Source organism: Schaalia sp. JY-X169 (assembly GCF_014069575.1).
In the GTDB taxonomy this organism is placed as follows: domain Bacteria; phylum Actinomycetota; class Actinomycetes; order Actinomycetales; family Actinomycetaceae; genus Scrofimicrobium.
This window is the reverse complement of the sequence record NZ_CP059675.1, coordinates 2,198,850-2,221,408: the sequence shown is the minus strand read 5'-3', so window position 1 is coordinate 2,221,408 and position 22,559 is coordinate 2,198,850. Positions and strand designations below refer to the sequence as shown.

Below are 22,559 nucleotides of genomic sequence, written 5' to 3'. Positions count from 1 at the left end.
GGCGAAGGGGATGCGGGTTGGCTACGCGAGGCAGCATCACGCTGGCGGCGAATCGAGGGGGTTCGCCGCGCTGCCGTGGCGAACGTCGCACGTCGGGGACCTCACAGCGACCGTTTGACGGAAGCTGGGGCCGTTAGACTGGGGTGTTCGATTTCAACTTGGAATCGAGCGTATCTAACCGCGCAGTAACATCTGGGGGAGGCATCCACATGCCCGTACGTCCCGACATTCGCAACCTAGCGATTATCGCCCACGTTGACCATGGCAAAACGACCTTGGTCGACGCCATGCTCTGGCAGGCTGGCGCCTTCACGGCTCACCAGTCCCAAGAAAATACCGGTGAACGAGTCATGGACTCCGGTGACCTTGAGCGCGAAAAAGGCATCACAATCCTCGCGAAGAACACGGCCGTTCAGTACAAGCGTGCCAATCCCGAGGACGGGTCCGTCGAAGAGATCACCATCAACGTCATCGACACCCCGGGTCACGCTGACTTCGGTGGCGAGGTCGAACGTGGCCTGTCCATGGTTGATGGCGTTGTCCTTCTGGTTGACTCTTCTGAGGGTCCACTGCCGCAGACCCGCTTCGTCCTCCGCAAGGCTCTTCAGGCCAACATGCCTGTCATCCTGGTGGTGAACAAGGTCGACCGCCCCGACGCTCGCATCAGCGAGGTCGTGGATGAGACCCAGACCCTTCTGCTTGCCCTTGCCGATGACCTGGTCAACGATGGTTACGACATCGACATTGACAAAGTCTTGGACATGCCGATCCTCTTCGCCTCCGCGAAGGCAGGCCTTTCATCACGTGAGCAGCCGGCTGACGGCACGCTTCCCGAAGAGGATCTTGAGCCTTTGTTCCAGACCATTCTGGAGCACATCCCCGGGCCCACCTTCCAAGAAGACGCTCCCCTTCAGGCCCAGGTCACAAACCTGGATGCCTCCCCATTCCTCGGTCGCCTGGCTCTGCTGCGTGTCCACAACGGCACCCTTCACAAGGGTGACGTTGTCACATGGGTGAGGACGGATGAGACCAAGAAGAACGTCAAGGTCACCGAGATCCTGCGCACCAAGGGCCTTAACCGTGAACCCGCTGAAGAGGCAAGCGCAGGCGACATTGTCGCCGTGGCCGGTATCGAAGACATCACCATCGGTGATTCACTTGTTGATCCCGATGATCCCCAGCCGCTCCCAGCAATCCACGTCGACGAGCCAGCCATCTCGATGACTATTGGCATCAACACCTCACCCCTGGCGGGACGGGTCAAGGGCTCCAAAGTCACCGCGCGGCAAATCAAGGACCGCCTCGACAAGGAGCTGGTCGGCAACGTGTCGATCCACGTCCTCCCCACCGAACGTCCGGACACCTGGGAGGTTCAGGGTCGAGGCGAACTCGCCCTCGCCATCCTTGTCGAACAGATGCGTCGTGAAGGTTTCGAGATGACCGTGGGCAAACCCCAGGTTGTTACGCGCGTTATCGACGGCGTTGTTCACGAGCCGATGGAGCACGTCACCATTGACATTCCCGAAGAGCACCTCGGCGCAGTCACCCAGCTTATGGCAGCCCGCAAGGGTCTGATGCAGTCCATGTCTAACCACGGTTCCGGATGGGTGCGCTTGGAGTTCCAAGTTCCTGCCCGCGGCCTGATTGGCTTCCGCACCCAGTTCCTCACGGAAACCCGCGGCACGGGCATCCAGTCCGGCGAGTTTGACGGCTACAAGCCCTGGCAGGGTGAGATCACGCGACGCCCCACGGGTTCGCTGGTTGCGGACCGCTCCGGCGCTGCCACAGCATTCGCCATGGTTGCCCTACAGGAACGCGGCACGCTGATGGTGGAGCCCACCGCCGAAGTCTACGAGGGCATGGTTGTTGGGGAAAACGCCCGCAACGAAGACATGGATGTGAATGTCACGCGTGAGAAGAAGCAGACCAACATGCGTTCGGCCACGGCCGACGCGTTTGAGGCGCTGACACCGCCCCGCCACCTCACCCTCGAGGAAGCGCTGGAGTTCGCGTCCGATGACGAGTGTGTCGAAGTGACTCCCGAAATCGTCCGCATCCGCAAGGTCTACCTGGATAAGACGGAACGGGCGAGGGCGACTGCGCGTAAGAAGCGTGGCGACGCCGCTTAGGATCCGAAACGGGGACGGGGTGGTCGGACCACCTTCCCCACAATCATCTGGGAAGCATCAACCCGCACCCGCCCTCGTCGTGCATCGATTACGACATGGTCGGGTGCGGCTTCCACAAGTGTGCCGAGGGCGTCGCGGCTGCCGCCATCGGTATCGCGATAGCGGACGACGACCCTCTGGCCGACCTGCCATGACATCCACGGCAGCGGCGGCGGTGGGGTGGGGCGGCGAGTATCATCGTTGGACATCTTCGAAGTCTAGCGATCTGGACACTAGCGATAAGCTGTCAGTCAGGAGGAGCAATGACCTACATAATCGCGGAACCGTGCGTGGACATTAAAGACCGGGCATGTGTTGACGAATGCCCCGTGGACTGCATCTATGAGGGAACTCGGATGCTCTACATTCATCCCGAAGAATGCGTTGACTGCGGGGCTTGTGAACCGGTGTGTCCGGTGGAAGCAATCTTCTACGAGGACGATCTGCCTGAGAAGTGGTCAGATTACTACAAGGCGAACGTCGACTACTTTGACACCATCGGGTCGCCGGGCGGCGCTCAGCGTACCGGCGTCATCGACATGGACCACCCGGTCGTTGAAGCCCTCCCGGCGGACATAAACGATCACCTCAAGGGTTAGGCGCTAACCGGAACCTACAGGTAGTCCACCTTTGAGATCTGCGACGCTAGTCCAGCCAAACTATGGGACGAATGTCCCTATGGCGGTAGTATCGGTGCCGGGCACGCTGGTGTGAGGCAGACTAGTGCTAAGGCGCACACGCAACAGTTCTACGCACAGGCAACAGACTTTTTAGGAGTGGCAGATATGGCGGAACAGACCCCAGGTACGGAAGCGACAGTAGAAAGGGGCCCGGATGGTCTCCTGACCGTTGGGGCAACAAAGGTGGAGCTTCCACGGGTCACGTCCACGGTGGGATCAGATGGTCTGGCGATCTCGAAGGTTTTGGCATCAACCGGCGACGTCACGTTGGATTACGGCTTCGTGAACACGGCGGCTTGCGCATCGGACGTTACCTACATTGATGGTGACGCCGGCATCCTGCGTTACCGCGGTTACCCGATTGACCAGCTGGCACGCCACTCATCTTTCCTTGAAGTTGCTTGGCTACTGATCTACGGGGAACTCCCTCGGGCCCAGGAGCTGGAAAGCTTCCTGCGCAGAATTCAACGTCACCGCCTACTTCATGAGGATTTCAAGGCTTTCTTCACTGCCTTCCCACACAATGGGCACCCCATGGCGATCCTCCAGGCCGGTACTGCCGGCTTGGCTACCTACTATGAGGAGACCCTGGATCCCCACGATCCTGAGCAGTTGGACCGCGCCCTCGTCCTCCTCATTGCCAAGATGCCGACGATGATTTCGTACATCGCGAAGCGCGCAGCAGGTCTGCCACTGCTGTACCCGGACAGCCAGCGCGGCTACACCGAAGACTTCATTCGCATGACTTTCGGCATGCCCTACCAGTCCTACGACATTGATCCGGCGCTGGTCCGCGCCCTCGATATGCTGCTGATTCTGCACGCGGATCATGAGCAGAACTGCTCGACCTCGACCGTGCGTTTGGTTGGCTCATCGGATGCGAACCTCTACTCCTCCGTGGCGTCGGGTATCGGTGCGCTCTCCGGTCCCCTTCACGGCGGTGCGAACGAGGCCGTCTTGAGGATGCTCAACCAGATCGTTGGCGGTGGCGGGTCCGTCAGGGACTATGTCGACAAGGTGAAGAATAAGGAAGACGGCGTGAAGCTCATGGGCTTCGGGCACCGCGTCTACAAGAACTACGATCCCCGTGCAGCAATCGTCAAAGAGAGCGCGCATGACGTCCTCGCTCGCTTGGGTAAGAAGGACCAGATGCTTGACATCGCGATGGAGCTTGAGGAAATCGCGCTGGCTGACGACTACTTCGTCTCTCGCAAGTTGTACCCGAATGTCGACTTTTACACGGGCCTGATCTACTCGGCTATGGGCTTCCCGCCGAAGATGTTTACGCCGCTGTTCGCCCTCGGCCGCCTGCCGGGCTGGATCGCACAGTACCGCGAAATGATCAACGATCCCAACACCAAGATTGGCCGCCCTCGTCAGGTTTACCAGGGCGTTGTGGAACGGGATTACGTGCCGTTGCGCGCCCGGTCACGCCGCGAAGGCTGACCTTCAAGCAAAGAAGGCCCTGGGTTAGGCGCCCTCCCCTGAACTGAGAATGATGGTGGAGTTGCCCCGACCCAGGGCCTCAATGCTGCCCGTTAGTGAGTTGCGGCGGAAGAGGACGTTGGAGGCGCCTGCAAGTCGTGAGGCCGGAACAAGCTTCGGATTGATGAACGAGCCGTGCGAATCGGGGACGACGCCACCACCAGGAAGTAGTGAAACACGGGTGTTGGCAGTAACGAACACCCCGGCTTCGACGACACAGTCGTCGCCAAGGGGGATCCCCAACCCAGAGTTGGAGCCCAAGATACACCGTTTACCCAAGCAGACACGGGCGTGAGAGACGCCGACGACGCGACCCATGGTTGAGGCGCCACCTCCGACGTGTGAGCCTTCCCCGACCACAACACCCTGTGAGAGGCGCCCCTCGATGGTTGCGCGACCAATTGAACCAGCGTTGTAGTTGACGAACCCGGCATGCATGACGATGGTGCCCGGCGCCAGGTGTGCCCCCAGTCGCACGCGCGCACCGGAAGCAATCCGTACCCCTTCGGGGACGACGTAGTTCACCATTGGTGGAAACTTATCCACGCCTGTAAGGGTGGCGGGGTGGCCGTAGTGGGCGCGCAGCCGGAAGCGTGTTTCCTCAAAGTTCTCCACCGCGCATGGGCCAGCCGAGGTCCACGCAACGACGGGCAGTCTGGAGCGAATCCCGTCAAGGTTGATCGTGTTGGGTTCGGCAAGGCGATGTGAGAGCAGGTGCAGACGCAGGTAGGCGTCTGCTGTTGAGGTGGGCTGGTCACGCAGGTCCGACACGACACGTACGACAGAGGTGTGCACGCGGCGCGCCTCATCACGAGTCTCTAGTCCAGCGAGCTTCGCAAGAAGATCTGGGTCGCCACCTTCGGGCATAGCGCCCAGGTGAGGTTCCGGATACCAAACATCCAGGGTCTTGCCAGAATCAGTTACGGTCGCGAGGCCGATGCCCCAAGCCAACATTTCTCTCATCACCCCAGCTTAGCCGCTGGGATCTACCTCACGCTCGGTTCCACAGGTCTGGCCAGAAGACGCCAAGGCGCCCGGCCAAGTCGCGCAGTAGTGGAAGTGAGACGCCTACAACGGAGTGCGGGTCCCCGGTCACCCCGCGTACGAAGGGCCCACCGAAGCCGTCGATTGTGAAGGACCCGGCGACGTTGAGGGGTTCGCCAGTCGCCACGTAGGCGTCGATCTCAGCGTCAGAGATGTCCCCGAAGTGCACTACTGTCGAGGCCGCCTCCACTGCCTCCCCATCCGCGTTGCCCTCAGCATCGACGGACAGAAGCGCGTGGCCGGTCCACAAGACCGCATCCGTGTTGCGCATTTCAGCTATGCGTTCCTTCGCGACTTCCGCGGTGTGTGGTTTGCCGACTATGCGTCCATTGATCTCCAGCATGGAGTCGCACCCCAAGATGAGGGATTGTCCCGGTCCGGGGCGGGAGCTCACCTCCGCAGCAACCGCCTGAGCTTTGGCGAGGGCGAGGGCGGAAACGACCTGCGCCGGAGCGGCGTCCGGTGGTAGAGCTGCCGCCACCGCGTCCTCGTCCACATCCGACACGATGACAACGGGATCGACCCCGGCACTTCGCAGCGTGGCGAGCCGCGCGGGAGATTTCGAACCCAAAACTAGCCGCACGCGCGAATCATCCGTCACTTGTCACGCCCCTAAAAGGGCGCGCCGCAGGGTCCCCATCGGTAGTGAGCCGAGGGCGAGTGCACGGGTGTGGAAGTCGCGAACAGCGTCGGCGCGGGACCCTGTGCCCTGATGGGCGGCCGCGAATTCGTCGCGCATTCCCAACCACAGGCGTTGGCCAATCTTGTACGAGGGCGCCTGCCCCGGCCACCCCAGGTAGCGGTCCAGCTCAAACTTGAGGGAACCATCCGACATGGCGCTGTTGTCGCGGAGGAACTGGTGGGCATAGCGCGGATCCCAGATCCCGTTGCCGCCAGGACGCTGCTTGCCAAGGTGAACGCCAATGTCGAGGACGACCCGCGCGGCGCGCAGCCGCTGCGCATCGAGCAGGCCCATGTGGTCGCCGGGATCCTCCATGTACCCCAGGTCAGCCATGAGTTGCTCTGCGTAGAGCGCCCAGCCTTCCCCGTGTCCTGAGTTCCAGGAACCCAGCCTGCGCCACAGGTTCAGAGAGCCGGACTCATAGATGGCCTGAGCGATCTGCAGGTGGTGTCCGGGAATGCCCTCGTGGAACACCGTTGTCTTTTCCTGCCAGGTGTGAAAGACCGTATCGCCCTCGGGAATGGACCACCACATTTGACCGGGCCGGGAGAAGTCAGCCGAAGGCCCCGTGTACCAGACCCCGCCCTCCTTTGAAGGCGCGATGCGTGCCTGCAAGACCTGCAGTTCAGGCGCAATCTCAAACTGCGTCCCATTCAGGTCAGCGATGGCTTGGTCACCGGTTCCCTGCAGCCACTGTAGAAGGGCGTCCTCGCTGTGCAACTGGTATTTGGCGTCGGCATTGAGTCGTTCAAACGCTTCAGAAATTGTGGCGCCAGGGCCATACAGGTCATTTGCGATGGCCTGCTGGCCCGCAACGATGCGCTCTAGTTCCTCCAACCCCCACTCATAGGTTTCGTCGAGGTCGACGCGGGCCCCCACAAAGAGAGCGGAGAAGAGCTCATAGCGCCCACGCCCCACCGCGTCTTCTGCAGGTGCGAGCGGAAGCAGGTTCTCTTTCAGCCAGTCAGCGAGCCACAGGTAGCCCTGCGAGGCCGCCCTAACGGCACTGTGGATCCGGTCGTTGCCTACCTTCGCGACGATCTCCGCAGGGCAGTCCAGCGCTAACTTCTCAAAGAACGCCCCGGATGAGCCCGGTGTCCCAATGGAGACAGACTGCTTGATACCTATCTCCACCTGACGCCTGGCGGCAACCATTCCCGACTCCGCCGCATACGCCAGCGACTGGGTGTACTGCATCAACGCTTGCGGGACGTTCCCCATTCGGCCCACAATGGCTTCCCAATCTGCCACGGTCGCGGTTGGCATCAGTGAGAAGGCGTCCTTGACCGACTGGAGGGGGGAGGCGAGGTTGTTGAGTTCCGCGTAGTCCTCTTTGCCGGCGTGGAGTTCCTGGCTGATACCCAAGCGGTCGACGAGGGCGTCTGCGGTGACCCGATCGACCTCGTCCTCAAGCGCAGTTTGGGCAACCGTGGCTAGCAGCGCTGCGTCAAGACCCGCGCGTTCGTCGATGCCGTCAGGGGAGAGATCGGGAAGCGTCGTTGGGTCCGTGGGTAGACCCCAGTCTGTTGCTGCCGTCGGGTCGAGGCGCGCATAGTCGTGGATGTAGCTATCACAGAGTTTGTCGAGGGCGGACCAGTCGCGGGTCTCCGGGGCAGTATTGGTGCTTGTCATGGAACCACTTTACGTTCCGCGCTTCGGAAGCAAGCGGGAATCTGCAAGGATGGGCCCATCTGCCTATGCAGAGGGGCTCCGGGGCGGTAGGCTCATCTGGTGACCTGTGCCACATCAAATTTCCACCGCGATGTGGGGTCGGCGTGGGGTGATGACGAAAGCGGGAGAGAGATAGCAGTGCAGAGCATGACGGGGCCGGAAAGTAGGCTGCCCGGACGGCACGTTGAGTCCCGCACGTTGGACGAATATCAACAGCTGCTCCTTGGTGGGCGCCCAACCCTGACCGCAGATCAGCTTGCTGAGAAGTCGGGAATCCCCATCGACGAGGTCCACAACTATCTGTTGGAGATGGGCTTTTCTCACGTCGACCACGACGAAGTGCGCTTCACGGAGCGTGACTTGGACATTTTGGTGCGCTGGACCGAAGCCGCGGAAGCAGCTGGTCTGGCTCCGAACACAACCGCGTCGCTGGCTCGCGCCCAATCGCACCTCAGTGACAGGCTCGCCTTGTGGGAGATTGAAGCATTGGTCGAGGGCGTGGAGCGGCGCACCGGTCTGGATGACACTTCGGCGCGGGTTGTGGCAATCAATGAGATGCGCCAGATGGTTGATGCCCTCGAAGAGCAGATGGTTTACGCGTGGCGCCGCCAAATGTATGCGCTGATTGAACGCATGACCCGGGAGATTGCTGGGCGTAGCAGCGACCATTCCAGTCGCAGATTCCCGCTGAGTCGCGCCTTCGGGTTCGTTGATATGTCGTCTTACACTCACACCGCATCCATCATGGGCGCGGACTTAGTCGGGCTGGTCGAACGTTTCGAGTACCTGTGTCGAACCGTGGTTACCACTGCTGGAGGGCGCGTCGTCAAGATGATTGGCGATTCTGTCTTCTTCATCGCTGATGACCTTGAGGTGGGGTTGCAGGTGGTGACTGACCTTATCGACAACCTGCGGACTGCAGAGGGGATACTTCCTGTTCGCGCCTCATTCATTCAAGGTGATGTCTTCTCGCGCAGTGGCGACGTCTTTGGCCCGGCTGTGAACCTTGCTGCTCGCCTAGTTGACATCGCGCCACGTTGGTCGATCCTGACGGACGCGCGAACCGCGGCGGCTATCGACTCATCTTCGGTGCGATCCGAGTACGAAATCCAGGAGTTCCCTTCCACGGAGCTGCGCGGACTCGGCCGAGTTTCCCCCTACAGGCTTCGCAAGCGCGGCCAATGAAGGCGGTTCTACAGCGGGCATTGACGGCTTCTGTCGAAGTTGAGGGCGAGATTGTGGGTGCGATCGAGAGACCCGGCCTGGTCGCCCTCGTCGGCGTCTTCAGAGACGACAATGAAGGGGACGCGCGAAAGCTAGCGCGAAGAATCGCCACCATGCGCATCCTGGAGGACGAAGAATCGCTTGAGAGTCTCGGCGCGCCAGCCCTGGTGATTTCGCAGTTCACGCTTGCCGGCAGGACCCGCAAAGGAACGCGCCCGTCGTGGTCAGATGCGGCCCCTGGTGAGGTTGCGGAGCCCCTTGTTAACCTGGTCGTTGCAGAACTTCAGGCCCTGGGCGTCGAGACGGCAACCGGACGCTTCGGCGCCATGATGAACGTGTCCTTGGTGAACAACGGGCCCTTCACCGTGATCATTGATACCAGGCAAACGCGCGCATCCCAGCGTTCCTGAAGCGGAACTAGACCAACGCCTTCAGCGAACATTGCCCCAGTACCCACCTGGGCGCCCTACGCTGAACACAGATCGCACACGTCCGAGCGTGCGCGCCGCACTACCGGCCACACCATCCCAGGGGGGTTGCCATGTTTGAACGGTTTACTGACCGAGCCCGCCGCGTCATCGTCCTCGCGCAGGAAGAAGCACGCAGGCTGGAGCACAACTACATCGGAACCGAGCATCTCCTGCTCGGGTTGATTCACGAGGGCGACGGCGTTGCCGCAAAAGCCATGGAGATGACGGGCATCAAGCTCGAGGACGCCCGACTCGCAGTCACCGAGCTGATCGGTGAGGGTGAGAAGCCGGCGGAAGGCCACATTCCCTTCACTCCGCGAGCCAAGCGCGTCTTCGAGCTGTCGTTCCGTGAGGCCCTGCAGCTGGGGCACAACTACATTGGCACGGAACACTTGCTACTCGGCCTCCTCAAAGAGGGTGACGGTGTCGCAGCGCAGGTTCTCCACAAGCTGGATGCTGACCCCGCCAAGATCCGCAAGGCTGTCATGCAGTTGCTGCAGGGCTATCAGAGTCAGGGTGACGGGCGGGAGGCTGTGGGCACCAGTGGCGCGCCGGTCCGTGACAAGGAACGCGGGAACTCCGCCCTCTTGGAGCAGTTCGGTCGCAACCTGACCCAGGCTGCCCGCGAAGGCAAGCTTGATCCTGTTATCGGGCGCTCAAATGAGATGGAACGCGTCATGCAGGTCCTCTCACGGCGCACCAAGAACAACCCGGTTCTGATTGGTGAGCCCGGCGTTGGTAAGACCGCCGTAGTTGAGGGGCTCGCACAGGCCATTGTTCACGGCGACGTTCCGGAAACCATCAAGGACAAGCAGATTTACAGCCTCGACATGGGTTCGCTTGTCGCTGGTTCCCGTTACCGTGGTGACTTCGAAGAGCGCCTCAAGAAGGTTCTCAAAGAGATCCGCACCCGCGGCGACATCATTGTCTTCATCGATGAAATCCACACGCTGGTTGGTGCCGGCGCTGCCGAGGGATCAATTGATGCGGCGCAGATGCTCAAGCCCATGCTTGCGCGCGGCGAACTGCAAACCATCGGTGCCACAACGCTGGATGAGTACCGCAAACACATTGAGAAGGACGCCGCCCTCGAACGTCGTTTCCAACCCGTCAAGGTGGATGAGCCGACGATGGAGGAGACCGTCGGGATCCTCAAGGGTTTGCGTGACCGCTACGAAGCACACCACAAAGTGGTTATCACGGATGAGGCGATTGAGGCGTCTGCGGCGCTTGCGGATCGTTACATTTCGGATCGTTTCTTGCCGGACAAGGCCATTGACCTGATGGACGAGGCTGGGGCACGGCTGCGTATTCGCCGCATGACGGCGCCTCCGGAGATCCGCGAACTGGATGACAAGATCGCCCAGGTTCGCACCGCTAAAGAAGCCGCGATTGACAATCAGGACTTCGAGCGTGCCGCCTCCTTGCGTGATGAGGAGCAGAAGGTTTCTGCTACTCGCCAGGAAATGGAATCACAGTGGCGCGGTGCGGGGGAGACTGAGATTCTTGAGGTCACCGAGGACGACATTGCGCAGGTTCTTGCCATGTCGACTGGTATCCCAGTCGTGAAGTTGACGCAGACTGAGACGACCAAGTTGATCAACATGGAAGACGAACTGCACCGTCGCGTTGTCGGTCAGTCAGAGGCCGTCAAGGCTCTGGCGCAGTCGATTCGACGCAGTCGCGCAGGGCTCAAAGACCCGAAGCGTCCCGGTGGTTCGTTCATCTTTGCCGGGCCCACGGGTGTTGGTAAAACTGAGCTCGCGAAGACATTGGCTGAGTTCCTCTTCGGGGATGAGGATGCCCTCATCCAGTTGGATATGTCGGAGTTCTCTGAGAAGCACACTGCTTCGCGACTGTTCGGTGCACCTCCCGGATACGTTGGTTACGACGAGGGCGGACAGTTGACGGAGAAGGTTCGTCGTCGCCCGTTCTCAGTTGTCCTGTTTGACGAGGTTGAGAAGGCACACCCCGATATCTTCAACTCACTGTTGCAGATCCTTGAGGAAGGCCACCTGACTGATTCCCAGGGTCGCAAGGTTGACTTCAAGAACACGGTCATCTTGATGACCACCAACCTAGGGACCCGTGACATCAACAAGGGTGTCATGACTGGCTTCCAGTCGTCAGACTCGCTGACCCACGATTATGACAGGATGAAGTCCAAGGTCAATGAGGAATTACGTCAGCACTTCCGCCCCGAGTTCCTCAACCGCGTTGATGAGATCGTGGTGTTCCCGCCACTGACCCGCGATGACATCAAGACGATCGTGGATTTGATGATTGGGCGCTTGCGTCTGCGGATGCAGGAGCAGGACATGGGCTTGCAGATCACTGATGAGGCCCGTGAACTACTGGCCGAACGTGGCTACGATCCGGTCCTCGGCGCACGTCCATTGCGTCGCGTTATCCAGCGGGATATCGAGGACGCCGTGTCGGAGCGCATCCTGTTTGGGACAATCAAGCCAGGTGACGTTGTCACGGTTGGTGTGCGCGAGGTCGATGGTAAGAAGGAGTTCTCATTCAACGGTGAGGTCAACCCGGTCTTCCCCAAAGAAGAACTGCTCATCGAAGGTTAGGGTTTCGACTGCGAACACCTTTGGTACTACGCGGGCCTTTATGCGCGGGGCGAAAGTCCCTCACATAGAGGCCCGCGCCACAATACAGCCCGATGTTTCACTCCGTTTGGTTGCTAAACTTGGGCTCGTGCGTCGCGATGGCGCTGACGATCCGGCGTCCATGTAGACGCTGACGAACTAGCACGGAGGCTTGATCGATAAATGGTCAAATATGTTTACGATTTCTCCCAGGGTGACAAGGATCAGAAGGATCTCCTGGGCGGAAAGGGCGCTAACCTCGCCGAAATGACTCGCCTGGGACTTCCGGTTCCCCCCGGATTCACAATTACTACCGAAGCTTGCCGCGTTTACCTTGAGTCCGGATACGTTCCGGAAGAGCTCTCAACCGAGGTAACGAAGGAACTTCGCAAAGTTGAAGAGACTATGGGTCGGGAGCTTGGCGACTCCACTCACCCACTACTTGTTTCGGTTCGTTCCGGCGCAAAGTTCTCCATGCCCGGCATGATGGAAACCGTCCTCAACATCGGCCTCAACGATGAGTCGGTAGAGGGACTGGCGAAGGACGCCGATGAGCGTTTTGCGTGGGATTCCTACCGTCGCCTCATCCAGATGTTCGGTAAGACCGTCCTCGACATTGATGGTGACCTCTTCGGTGACGCCCTCGAGCAACTCAAGGAAGACCGCGGTGTTACAGCGGATACGGAACTGGGTGCGCAGGATTGGAAGACCCTGGTCGCAACGTACAAGGAAATCGTCGAGCGGGAGACGGGTAAGCAGTTCCCACAGGATCCGCGCGATCAGATGGACATGGCAATCGAAGCTGTGTTCCGTTCTTGGAATACCGAGCGCGCCAAGATCTACCGTCGTCGTGAGCGTATTCCTGAGGATCTGGGTACCGCCGTCAACGTTCAGACCATGGTGTTTGGCAACCTTGGCGATACCTCAGGCACGGGTGTCTGCTTCACGCGCGACCCCTCCACCGGGCACTCCGGTGTGTACGGCGACTACCTGATGAATGCCCAGGGCGAGGACGTTGTTGCGGGTATTCGCAACACCGAGCCGCTGGCTGAGCTGGAGACCCAGGATCCCGCTGCTTACAAGGAACTACGCGCGACCATGCGCAAGCTTGAGACGCACTACCAGGACCTGTGCGACATTGAGTTCACGATCCAACAGGGCAAGCTGTGGATGTTGCAGACTCGCGTCGGTAAGCGTACGGCCGCCGCTGCGTTCCGCGTTGCGACCCAGTTGGTTGATGAGAAGCTGATTACCCGTGATGAGGCGCTGGAGCGCGTTACCGGTGAGCAGTTGACGAACCTGATGTTCCCGCAGATTTCGGCTAAGGCTGAGAAGGTGCGGATTGCCAAGGGTATGGCTGCGTCACCAGGGGCTGCTGGTGGTCGTATTGCCTTCAACAACGCCCAGGCAGAGGCTTTTGCAGCCGAGGGCGTGAAGTGTGTTCTGGTGCGTCGTGAAACCAACCCGGAAGACCTTCCAGGCATGGTTGCGGCCGAGGGCGTGCTGACGGCGCGTGGTGGTAAGACCTCGCACGCTGCTGTTGTTGCGCGTGGCATGGGCACAACCTGTGTTGTGGGTGCTGACGAACTGCTCATCAATGACGCAGAAGGAACCCTGAAGGTTGGCGACTACGTCCTCACCACGGATGACATCATCACCATTGATGGTTCAACTGGCGAGGTCTTCCTCGGAGCTGTTGAGGTCGAGGATTCGGCTGTTACCACCTACCTGCATGACGGTCTTGAGGCTGGCTTGGAGGCCGCTGGTGACGATGAGGGGACCCGTGAACTGATTGAGTCGGTTGACCGCATCCTCACTCACGCGGATTCCGTGCGTCGCCTGCAGGTTCGCGCCAATGCTGACAACCCGTTGGATGCCACCAATGCGATTGACTTTGGTGCTCAGGGGATTGGCCTGTGCCGTACCGAGCACATGTTCCTCGGTGACCGTCGTCCGCTTGTCGAGCGCGTCATTCTTTCTGAGGCCGGCTCAGTCGACCAGCAGGAAGCATTCGATGCCCTTGAGGTGTTGCAGAAGGGCGACTTCCTCGAGATGCTCCGCACCCTTGACGGCAAGCCGATGACGATCCGTCTGATCGACCCGCCATTGCACGAGTTCCTTCCAGATCTCACCACACTTGAAGTGAAGTCGGCAGTTGCTAAGGCACTGGGTGAAGAAGTCTCCGCTGAGGATGAACGCCTGCTCACTGAGGTTCGTCGTCTCCATGAAGCCAACCCGATGCTGGGCTTGCGCGGCGTTCGCCTTGGTCTGTACCTGCCGGGTCTGTTCAAGCTGCAGGCCCGCGCGATTGCTGAGGCAACCGCGGAGCTGAAGGCAGAGGGGTTGGATCCCCGTCCGGAGATTATGGTGCCTCTGGTTGCATCGATCCGCGAGCAGCAGTTGGTGCGCTCCTTCCTTGAGCCTGAGATTGAGGCGGTTGAGAAGGCTGCGGGCGTCGAGCTAAGCATCCCGGTTGGCTGCATGGTTGAGTTGCCACGCGCCGCAGTCACGGCCCAGGACCTGGCCCGCGAAGCGGACTTCTTCTCCTTTGGTACGAACGACCTGACGCAGACGGTGTGGGGCTTCTCCCGCGATGACGTCGAGGGCGCGTTCTTCGATGAGTACATCGAAGCTGGCGTGTTCGGTGTCTCTCCGTTTGAAACCATAGACATCAATGGCGTTGGTCGGGTTGTTGAGATCGGTGTGGCACGCGGCCGCAGCACGAAGCCCGACCTCAAGTTGGGTGTCTGTGGTGAACACGGTGGCGATCCGGCATCGATTCACTTCTTCAACAAGGTCGGCCTTGACTACGTGTCGTGCTCGCCGTTCCGCGTGCCGGTGGCTCGTCTTGAGGCGGGTCGCGCTGCAGTAATGCAGGGCTAGTTCTCACAGGCAGGTTTAGTCGCTAGAAATGGGTCGGGCATTCGGGTGAAAACTGGGGTGCCCGACCCTTTCTATGCCTAAGCCGGCAACATTCCCGCGTCGACCGCCTGCTCGCAGCGTCGGCGGTTCCGGCCAGGCCGGCTGCGCGGTTTGACCCGCCCACCGGCGCCCCCCTCGCGAAATGTATATGACGGGACCAAATGTGCGTCTGGGGTAGGTACCCGACGCGATCATTTCGCCCCGCCATATACATTTCGGAGTCTGGCTGTGCGGGTAACCCCTGGACGGGCGGATGACCCCTGGCCGGGGCTGCGGTTGGCGCGGCGAAAGGTGAATGCGGGGGTGCTAGGGGCTGGGTGTGGGACGAAGGTTAGGGTCCCCGTGTAGGACCAGGGTCCCAGGCTGTGAGCAAACCATCCATTTACGCAACGCATCCCGCGCGAAAAGATGGCTTTTGGGGTTAGGTAAGCCTTACCATTTAACTTATGAAGCTTGCCAAGTGCCCCCTACATACCCGGGCGCAAATTGTTGACGTCAGTGTTGACGGGAGATTCGACCTTCGCCTGCAAGAGCTGGGCGTCCGAGTCGGCGCCAAGTTCTCCGTGGTGAACAAGGCCGCGTTTGGTGGGCGCGTCCTCAACATTGCCGGAACGCGTATCGCTGTGGACCACCGCAGCCTGCAGCAGATTTCGGTCGCTGCCATACAATGAGCTGCCCGCATTGCGGTCCGTCCTCTGCTACAGGGGGCACCGCCGTTCAAGAGTGCACTGCTAAAGGCGGAGCGCATGTTGAGCCCACGATCCTCTTGGTTGGCAACCCGAACGTCGGCAAGTCAACGGTCTTCAATCTGATCACCGGCGCACGGCAGGCAGTGGTGAACGCGCCGGGCACGACTGTTGAAGTTGCAGTGGGTCGCTCTGCGCGAACCAGTGCCCGTGTGGTTGACATGCCCGGCACCTATTCTCTTGTTGCCCAGTCACCTGACGAGCAGGTTGTCGTGGACACTCTCGCCGGCGCACAGGGGTCCTTCACAGACCCGTCCTCGGGTCGAGATGTCGACCTAGTCGTTTGCGTTCTCGATGCAACAGCCCTGACGCGATCTCTCTATCTGCTCGCCCAAGTGGCGCGGATGGGTCGGCCGATGGTCGCCCTCGTCACCCTTGATGACATTGCTGAGTCCGAGGGCGAGAGGACAGACACGGACGCCCTCGCCAATGTCTTGGGCATCCCAGTTCTGGCCATCGATCCGCGCGAGCACAAGGCAAAGGTTACTGCGGAGGACTTCCTGGCACGCGGATTGGCTCTGCGCCCCTATCTAAGAGGAATCGAACCCAATCCGCACGAACCCGGAGAAAGCGTCGAGGAACTCTTCGATTGGGTGGAAAAGACTGAAGCCAAGTTGGGTCGCGCTGAGACAGACTCGGCGAAGATGTCACGCTCGGACCGCATCGACCGCGTCCTACTGAACCCCTGGCTGGGAATCCCCGTCTTCATTGCCCTGATGTGGCTGCTTTTCAAGGTGGCGGGTGAATGGATCGGACCGGTCATGGACCTGTTCGACGGATTCTTCACCTCCGACGCTCCTGGCGCCATCTCTGTCGCGAACCTCGCCAACTCCCTACTGGCTCTTGCGGGTTGGCAGGACACGTGGGTGCAAGGTTTCTTAGTCGGAGGTGTACTGACTGGCCTCGGTGTCGTCGCCTCATTCGTGCCGCTGATGTTCGTGATCTTCTTGATGATTTCCCTGTTGGAGGACTCGGGCTACATGGCTCGGGCTGCATTCCTTGGGGACAGGCTGATGCGCAAGATTGGTTTGGATGGCCGTGTCATCATGCCTCTGATCATGGGTTTTGGATGTAACCTCCCCTCTCTGGCGGCGGTGCGGACGCTTCCGAACAATCGTCAGCGTATCGTCACTGTGCTGATCACGCCCTACACCTCTTGCGCTGCGCGGCTGACCATTTACCTGATGATTGCGCGGATCTTTTTCCCAAACCACACGGGAACCGTGGTTTTCGGGCTTTACATGCTCTCAATCATCATGGTGGTCCTGGGCGCGCTGGTCTTGCGACCGTTCTTCACGAAGAACGAAACACAAGCGCCCCTGATGCTGGTGCTTCCTCCGTACGGAGTTCCCAGGATCCTCTCCACAATTTACAAGACCTGGCTGCGGTCCTGGTCTTTCGTGAAGGGTGCCGGCAAGATCATTGTTGCAATGACGCTGGTGGTTTGGGTGCTGGCATCAATTCCAACGACCACGGGCTATGGGTTTGCGGACCCGGAGCTTCCCATGGAGGACTCTGCATACGGCGCGACAGCGCAAATGCTGGTGCCTATCTTCCAGCCGGCGGGTTTCGGAGAGTGGCACATGACCGGCGCGTTAATGACCGGCTTTGTTGCGAAGGAAACCGTCATTTCCTCCATCGTGGTCTCCTACAATCTGGACGAGGCCGCCGCTGGAGACGCCGAGGACGGAGGGGCCGACCTGGGTAGTTTGCCCGCCCTCGTGCAGGATTCCTTCCGCGAAGCTGCGGGGGACGCGGCGCCACTTGGAGCATTGGCATTCCTGATTTTCGTCCTCACGTACACTCCGTGTCTGGCGACAGTCGCAGAGCAGGTTCGCCAAATTGGAGGGCGCCTCACCACGGCTGCAGTTGCCGTTCAGTTGGTTGTGGCATGGCTTCTTGCGGTTGGCTTCTTCCAAATCGGAAGCCTCTTCCTGTGAGGTCCGCCCCGTGAGGCCAGCAGAGGTGGGCGGCGAAAGGCTCGGTGTTGCGAGTCGTGTCCAGGCACATTTGCGCCGCGGGAGCACTGTGGCAGCGATTGCATCCGCTGAGAACCTCAGCCCCGTCCTCGTCGAAATAATCGTGGATGACCTGAGCAGGCGAGGCAGACTGATGCCCGCTGAGTCCCTGTGTGCATCAGGTCTGGGTGCGTGCGGTGGGGGCAAATCGCCCGAGATTGCACTTCACTGTGCGGGTTGCCCCCTTGTTCCCCTACGTCCGCGGTCAGCGTGACACAATAGGGCGACAACCAAATTGCTTTAGGGGTTTACCATGGCGCTTTTTGAGCTAGAGAACGGTCGGCTAGTCCCCGCACAATTCGGGCGTGAAGTTCCCGATGGGTTCACTGCGGACGTTCTCCAGGCGGTTCGGTCGCAGGTCTTAGAGATTGTTTCTAGGCCACTGTTCCCCATTGCTTGGGAGGGCGGTACAGGCTCGAATGATGATGCTCCACGCTTGACCGCGCTGGATGCGGCCGGGCAGGTTGTCGCAGTGGAAGTGGTTGAGCTCTTGGACGCGGACGGGCTCATCAATGCTCTGTCCCGGCTGGCTGATTCTGCAGCAATGTCATGGACTGACTTGGCGCACCACTATCCCAGAGGCATCGAAGGTTTCAAGGAGGGGTGGGCTCGATTCCGGGAGTCGATGCCGACTTCACCGCCCAATGGTCCCCGGATGATCCTTGTAGCAGCCAAGATCGCACCGGACGTGCGTCCCGCCTTGGACGTACTGTCGTCCTCCGGGGTTGAGGTCCATGAAATGTCACTCCGTGAGACAACTAATGGGCGGGCCTTCCTTGAGGTTGACCCGGTGGGTCAGCGCCTTTACAACCACCGTTTCACCCCGGTTGTGGAGAGCGCTAATCCTGTCCCCGCCCTGGCGGCAACTTCGCGAAAAACCCGACGTACGGATGTGTCCGAGGGCGATTCCACTCCTGACGTGCTGGAACGCCGTCGTCGGCATCCCTCGGTGCGCCAGGGCTCGAGCTCAGCCAGGCCCCAGACACAGGGTGAGACTGCTGCGCCCCGCCGCAGCACCCAATCGCCTTCTGTCCCGGTTGTGCAGGAGCGACCTTCCACTAAGGGAGCTTCGGCGGCGGGATTCCCATCGCGGGCTAGCAGATGGTCGCGCCGCGAGAAGCGTGAAGAAGTTGTCTTTGAAACTGTGAGTCCGATGCCGACGCGTAGGTCGCGTCGTGAGCATGTTCGGCATAACGCCGGGGTTGTAGCCGTTGGCCGCGATGCCGCTGGTTTGCGTGCGCTTGCGCGCATGCTCGGTTCGGATGTGACCCTTTCGCTGCAGCCCGCGGCGCGGACGCCTACTGGAGCTCTGCTCTCTCTGGAAGGGCAGATCGTAGTTCCCGCAGGCGCATTCAGTGATCCCTCATTGGCGTTGCGCGCTTGTGGTTTCTATGGCGAGGACGGGTGGACTGCCTGGCACCTGAGCGATGACAGGGGGCCGTCGCTGGGGGAATCGATCGATGAGGTTAATCAGTCTCAGTAGAGCTTTCTGAGACGTAGGTGAGCCACCGCTTGATGGTGGCGTAAATGTCGGCTCGAACTGGGGGGTCGGACAGGAGCAGGTCGTGTTTCCCTGGGAATCTGGCAATGGTTACCGAGTCGGACAGGTCCGCTGCACGTTCGGTGATCAGGTCGGCATCCAAGACGACGTCGCTGTTGAACATTGCTTCTGACCAGTCTTCCTCGGTTGTCGAGCGGGTGGAGGCCATGGCAAGTACCGGGCAGTCGAGGTGAACTTGCTCCTCGACTAGTTCGTGACCATCGAGGATGGTTGCGAGCCAAGCTGCCGGAGCCGGATAGGAAAGCGGCACTTTCCATTCCGGACGCACGTTCCAGCCGACCTTCGCTGGGTCGCTGGTCAGCTCTTGGAAGTACGCAGGTACTTGGAGGCCGCTGGCATCCCACCCCTCCGAGAGTGAGCGGAAGTACGTGTCACTCTTGGATTTGCCGATTATTGCTGCACGAGGGCGGACTGCCGCCAACCTCTTGGCAACCTGGTGGATGGCACCCCGCATGTTGGTGTGTATCTGAAGTTCGAGCCACGCTGAGTTGAGGATTAGTCCGGCCAGGACCCCCGGGTTGCGCCATGCCCATAGGGTGGCAATCAGGCCTCCGGTCGAGTGAGCGAAGATGTAGAGAGGGAGGTCGGGGTGGTCATCCCGAATCAGAGCAATTGCAGCTTCGATATCGCGGTCGTAGTCGCCCAGGTCAGCTGAGTAGCCAATTGTTTGCCAAGGGCGCAGTGAACGTCCGAACTTCCGGAGGTCAACGGCGTAGAAGACGCCCCCCATTTCGCTGAGCGTGCGTGCGGCTTCAGTATGGAAAAAGTAGTCGTTCCTGCCGTGGATGTAGAGGACGGCGAACTTTGGCGCGTTGGTGCGCGGACTGCGTCCTAGAGTCTTCGCCCAGCGCAGAAGACTGTTCTTTCGGCTCCTGTGGTCTTGAGACTGGAGGGTGCGCCTCCGAACCAGTGTGGCGACCACTTGCCCCTCGTCGTCCTCACCCAAAGGTAGGGTGCGCGCTTCAAAGTCTTCTCCCAGAATGTCGGTGGCCCAGGTTCCTGGTCGGGGTGGCCCACTCTTTCCCCAGGGGGCGAGGACGTTGGCGCTTCCGCCCTCGTCCACATCGGGGAGGCGTGCCTCTGCGGCCAAAAATGTTGCCTCGTCCAGGAGGCCGATATCCTCTATCGAACCCTGCTCGGCTATGTGTAGGGCTGAGAGGTTTGAGTCAGAACCAGGTTTCGCGTTTCGGCTGGATCTGGTTCCTGCGTGTGGGTGATTCGGCCTATTGTGCATCTCACCAGCCTAGATTAGCCTCCGCTTGGCCTCTAGAGATTAGAGCAACAGATTCAAACCCTGGTACACCTGATGCAATTGTTGCTAGTGTTGCGGATGTTGAGGTTGTGACAGTTCGGTAATGACGCAAAGTTTTAGTTCAAGGGTGGTCACGTTGACACAGTCAACTACGGCAAAGAAGCGTGGAAGTACAACTAAGAGGACCGCGGGACTTCTGGCGACAATGGCGCTGGGGTTCGGAGCGATACTCGGTGGACAGGCGGCTTTGGCTGCTCCCTCTCAGGAGGATGTCAACAACGCGCGCCAAGAGGTCGCCTACGCGGAAATGTCAGTAGCCCAACTGGAGATTCAGCTTTCTGCAGCATCCCAAGCCGCCGCCGACGCCAACGTTGCCGCAGCCACCGCAGGTGAAGCTGCAAACCAGGCTCAGGTTCGTTTGGATGAGGCCAAAGAGGCGGCAAAGACTGCCACGGCAGAAGCATCCAAGGCCCTCGAAGCTTATGAAGTGGGTTTGAAAGACTTCGCAAGCGTTGCGCAAGTCGCGTATAGGGGAGGCACTGGTTCCCTGGATGCGCTTGCTCCCTATCTGGAAGCGGACGGCCTCGCCAACCTAGAGCAACGTCGCAACACGGTTTCTTCTTTCGGGCTGGCAGCAGATAACCAGATGCAACAGGTTGCCGCACTGCGTCAGGTTGCAGATCTCATGGAGACAGCGGCGCAGAAGGCCAAAGCAGCGCAGGAAGAAGCCTACGTAGAAGTAGCGGAGAAGGCTGAAGAGGCCGCCGCCGCCGCAGAATCGGCAAGCCAGATTGTGGCAGAAGCGGAACGCACTCGTACCGCCATGCTCGAGGAGCTGGCTGTGAAGCGGCAGACTTCCGTCGAACTTGAACGTGAGCGCATTGCTGCGGCAGAGGCGCAGCGTGAGCAAGAGGCTCTTGACCGCTTGTTGGCCCAGAACACAGCGCCGACTCCAACTCCAGCTCCTTCGAACCCAACACCCGCGCCGACTCCAGCGCCAACTCCGACACCGACACCGACGCCAACACCGACTCCAGCGCCAACACCTACACCTACACCGACCCCACCGCCTTCAAGTGGCACATCGTCGAGTGCTCTGAGCTACGCGCGTTCACAGGTCGGTAAACCCTATGTTTGGGGTGCAGCAGGACCCAACGCTTACGACTGCTCGGGGTTAGTCAAGTGGTCTTTCGCCCAGGTCGGGAAATCTGTGCCGCGAGTCTCATCCGCGCAGTACTTCGGTGGAACTCAAGTGCCATTCTCGCAAGCGCAGGCCGGCGACCTGATCTTTTGGTCTTCCAACGGCAGCTCGAGTGGCATCTATCATGTTGCCTTCTACATTGGCGGTGGACAGATCCTTCACGCTCCCGTTCCGGGGAGTGTGGTGCGAACCGATTCTCTCTTCAGTGTCGGTAGCATCATGCCTTACGCGGTGCGCGTCTGATCAGTGAGAGCCCTTCGCTTCAGCTCTCTTGAGTCGTTCAAATGAACGCTTGATTTCGATCTCAGCGTCGGCGCGTCCAACCCAGTGTGCGCCCTCAACTGATTTTCCGGGCTCAAGGTCTTTGTAAACCTCAAAGAAGTGTTGAATCTCGAGGCGGTGGAACTCCGACACGTCCTCGATCTCAGTGCGCCACGCTGCACGGTGATCTCCGGCCGGCACGCAGAGCACCTTGTCGTCGCCGCCCATTTCATCCTTCATGCGGAACATGCCAAGAGCACGACACCGAATTACACACCCGGGGAATGTTGGCTCCTCAAGCAGCACCAAGGCATCCAAAGGATCTCCGTCTTCGCCCAGCGTGTCATCAATAAACCCGTAGTCATCGGGGTAGCGCGTGGAGGTAAACAAGAGGCGGTCAAGGCGGATTCGGCCCGTTTCATGATCAATCTCGTACTTGTTGCGGTTCCCCTTGGGGATCTCGACCGTTACATCGAACTCCATTGTTGACCTTTCATAGCGTGTGTTCCGACGCTGCTACCCCTCCGTGGTGAACTAGGGTGAAACGGTCACCCGGTCAGTCGTCAGTGGGAGGTGA

18 protein-coding genes are annotated in these 22,559 nt (G+C 60.1%); 12 read left to right on the top strand and 6 right to left on the bottom strand.

All coding sequences use genetic code 11. The features are described from left to right. Positions 1-209: 209 nt before the first annotated feature. A complete protein-coding gene (typA, locus tag H2O65_RS09575) occupies positions 210-2,129 on the top strand; it encodes a translational GTPase TypA (protein WP_182141476.1) in 1,920 nt (639 codons plus the stop codon). Here the strand turns inward: typA and H2O65_RS09570 are convergent. Then, positions 2,126-2,377, bottom strand: a complete 252-nt coding sequence (locus H2O65_RS09570) for a hypothetical protein (protein ID WP_182141475.1) — start codon at positions 2,375-2,377, stop codon at positions 2,126-2,128. The genes typA and H2O65_RS09570 overlap by 4 nt on opposite strands. Before the next feature lie 54 nt (positions 2,378-2,431). On the opposite strand from H2O65_RS09570, the gene fdxA reads away from it, so the two are divergent. Together fdxA and H2O65_RS09560 are read left to right on the top strand one after the other, a co-directional pair. Continuing rightward, positions 2,432-2,767: a ferredoxin gene (gene fdxA / locus H2O65_RS09565; RefSeq protein WP_182141474.1), complete on the top strand. Its 336-nt coding sequence runs from the start codon at positions 2,432-2,434 to the stop codon at positions 2,765-2,767. A 186-nt stretch (positions 2,768-2,953) separates the two neighbouring features. After that, positions 2,954-4,294 carry a citrate synthase gene (locus tag H2O65_RS09560; RefSeq protein WP_182141473.1) on the top strand — a complete coding sequence of 447 codons (1,341 nt, stop codon included), beginning with the start codon at positions 2,954-2,956 and terminating at the stop codon, positions 4,292-4,294. A gap of 24 nt (positions 4,295-4,318) precedes the next feature. Here H2O65_RS09560 and H2O65_RS09555 read toward each other — a convergent pair whose 3' ends face one another. Genes H2O65_RS09555 through H2O65_RS09545 form a run of 3 tightly spaced genes read right to left on the bottom strand, consistent with a single transcriptional unit; the run spans position 4,319 to position 7,691 of the window. Beyond that, a complete protein-coding gene (locus tag H2O65_RS09555) occupies positions 4,319-5,296 on the bottom strand; it encodes a DapH/DapD/GlmU-related protein (RefSeq protein ID WP_182141472.1) in 978 nt (325 codons plus the stop codon). Positions 5,297-5,324: 28 nt separating this feature from the next. Next, positions 5,325-5,960, bottom strand: coding sequence for a nucleoside triphosphate pyrophosphatase (locus H2O65_RS09550; RefSeq protein WP_182142762.1), 636 nt, complete (start codon positions 5,958-5,960; stop codon positions 5,325-5,327). A 21-nt stretch (positions 5,961-5,981) separates the two neighbouring features. Continuing rightward, on the bottom strand, positions 5,982-7,691 hold the full coding sequence (locus H2O65_RS09545; protein ID WP_182141471.1) for a DUF885 domain-containing protein: 1,710 nt from the start codon (positions 7,689-7,691) through the stop codon (positions 5,982-5,984). Between the two features lie 99 nt (positions 7,692-7,790). Here H2O65_RS09545 and H2O65_RS09540 point away from each other — a divergent pair, with 99 nt between their 5' ends. The 8 genes from H2O65_RS09540 (at position 7,791) to H2O65_RS09505 (ending at position 19,190) form a co-directional block, all read left to right on the top strand. After that, positions 7,791-8,915: an adenylate/guanylate cyclase domain-containing protein gene (locus H2O65_RS09540; RefSeq protein ID WP_259349516.1), complete on the top strand. Its 1,125-nt coding sequence runs from the start codon at positions 7,791-7,793 to the stop codon at positions 8,913-8,915. After that, on the top strand, positions 8,912-9,364 hold the full coding sequence (dtd, locus tag H2O65_RS09535) for a D-aminoacyl-tRNA deacylase (protein ID WP_182141470.1): 453 nt from the start codon (positions 8,912-8,914) through the stop codon (positions 9,362-9,364). The genes H2O65_RS09540 and dtd overlap by 4 nt, the downstream gene beginning before the upstream one ends. Positions 9,365-9,495: 131 nt before the next feature. Next, positions 9,496-12,003, top strand: coding sequence for an ATP-dependent Clp protease ATP-binding subunit (locus tag H2O65_RS09530; protein WP_182141469.1), 2,508 nt, complete (start codon positions 9,496-9,498; stop codon positions 12,001-12,003). Positions 12,004-12,204: 201 nt separating this feature from the next. Further along, entirely contained in the window at positions 12,205-14,904 is a 2,700-nt protein-coding gene (gene ppdK, locus H2O65_RS09525) for a pyruvate, phosphate dikinase (protein ID WP_182141468.1), read from the top strand. A gap of 485 nt (positions 14,905-15,389) precedes the next feature. After that, a complete protein-coding gene (locus tag H2O65_RS09520; RefSeq protein ID WP_182141467.1) occupies positions 15,390-15,614 on the top strand; it encodes a FeoA family protein in 225 nt (74 codons plus the stop codon). Then, positions 15,611-17,629, top strand: a complete 2,019-nt coding sequence (gene feoB / locus H2O65_RS09515; RefSeq protein WP_182141466.1) for a ferrous iron transport protein B — start codon at positions 15,611-15,613, stop codon at positions 17,627-17,629. The genes H2O65_RS09520 and feoB overlap by 4 nt, the downstream gene beginning before the upstream one ends. A 10-nt stretch (positions 17,630-17,639) precedes the next feature. Continuing rightward, positions 17,640-17,921 (top strand): hypothetical protein, encoded by a 282-nt coding sequence (locus H2O65_RS09510; protein ID WP_182141465.1) that lies wholly within the window; start codon positions 17,640-17,642, stop codon positions 17,919-17,921. Positions 17,922-17,960: 39 nt separating this feature from the next. After that, on the top strand, positions 17,961-19,190 hold the full coding sequence (locus tag H2O65_RS09505; protein WP_182141464.1) for a hypothetical protein: 1,230 nt from the start codon (positions 17,961-17,963) through the stop codon (positions 19,188-19,190). Here H2O65_RS09505 and H2O65_RS09500 read toward each other — a convergent pair. Continuing rightward, entirely contained in the window at positions 19,174-20,502 is a 1,329-nt protein-coding gene (locus tag H2O65_RS09500) for an alpha/beta hydrolase (protein WP_182141463.1), read from the bottom strand. The genes H2O65_RS09505 and H2O65_RS09500 overlap by 17 nt on opposite strands. Before the next feature lie 154 nt (positions 20,503-20,656). Here H2O65_RS09500 and H2O65_RS09495 point away from each other — a divergent pair, with 154 nt between their 5' ends. Next, positions 20,657-21,964, top strand: coding sequence for a C40 family peptidase (locus H2O65_RS09495; protein WP_182141462.1), 1,308 nt, complete (start codon positions 20,657-20,659; stop codon positions 21,962-21,964). Here the strand turns inward: H2O65_RS09495 and H2O65_RS09490 are convergent, their stop codons facing one another. Beyond that, complete coding sequence (locus H2O65_RS09490; protein WP_182141461.1) at positions 21,965-22,465, bottom strand: inorganic diphosphatase; 501 nt, start codon at positions 22,463-22,465, stop codon at positions 21,965-21,967. Positions 22,466-22,559 lie beyond the last annotated feature (94 nt).

Bases quoted from the DNA above. Each gene is read 5' to 3' on its own strand.
- typA (WP_182141476.1), top strand. From the start codon at position 210: ATGCCCGTACGTCCCGACATTCGCAACCTAGCGATTATCGCCCACGTT.
- H2O65_RS09570 (WP_182141475.1), bottom strand. From the start codon at position 2,377: ATGTCCAACGATGATACTCGCCGCCCCACCCCACCGCCGCCGCTGCCG.
- fdxA (WP_182141474.1), top strand. From the start codon at position 2,432: ATGACCTACATAATCGCGGAACCGTGCGTGGACATTAAAGACCGGGCA.
- H2O65_RS09560 (WP_182141473.1), top strand. From the start codon at position 2,954: ATGGCGGAACAGACCCCAGGTACGGAAGCGACAGTAGAAAGGGGCCCG.
- H2O65_RS09555 (WP_182141472.1), bottom strand. From the start codon at position 5,296: ATGAGAGAAATGTTGGCTTGGGGCATCGGCCTCGCGACCGTAACTGAT.
- H2O65_RS09545 (WP_182141471.1), bottom strand. From the start codon at position 7,691: ATGACAAGCACCAATACTGCCCCGGAGACCCGCGACTGGTCCGCCCTC.
- dtd (WP_182141470.1), top strand. From the start codon at position 8,912: ATGAAGGCGGTTCTACAGCGGGCATTGACGGCTTCTGTCGAAGTTGAG.
- H2O65_RS09530 (WP_182141469.1), top strand. From the start codon at position 9,496: ATGTTTGAACGGTTTACTGACCGAGCCCGCCGCGTCATCGTCCTCGCG.
- ppdK (WP_182141468.1), top strand. From the start codon at position 12,205: ATGGTCAAATATGTTTACGATTTCTCCCAGGGTGACAAGGATCAGAAG.
- H2O65_RS09520 (WP_182141467.1), top strand. From the start codon at position 15,390: ATGAAGCTTGCCAAGTGCCCCCTACATACCCGGGCGCAAATTGTTGAC.
- feoB (WP_182141466.1), top strand. From the start codon at position 15,611: ATGAGCTGCCCGCATTGCGGTCCGTCCTCTGCTACAGGGGGCACCGCC.
- H2O65_RS09505 (WP_182141464.1), top strand. From the start codon at position 17,961: ATGGCGCTTTTTGAGCTAGAGAACGGTCGGCTAGTCCCCGCACAATTC.
- H2O65_RS09500 (WP_182141463.1), bottom strand. From the start codon at position 20,502: ATGCACAATAGGCCGAATCACCCACACGCAGGAACCAGATCCAGCCGA.
- H2O65_RS09490 (WP_182141461.1), bottom strand. From the start codon at position 22,465: ATGGAGTTCGATGTAACGGTCGAGATCCCCAAGGGGAACCGCAACAAG.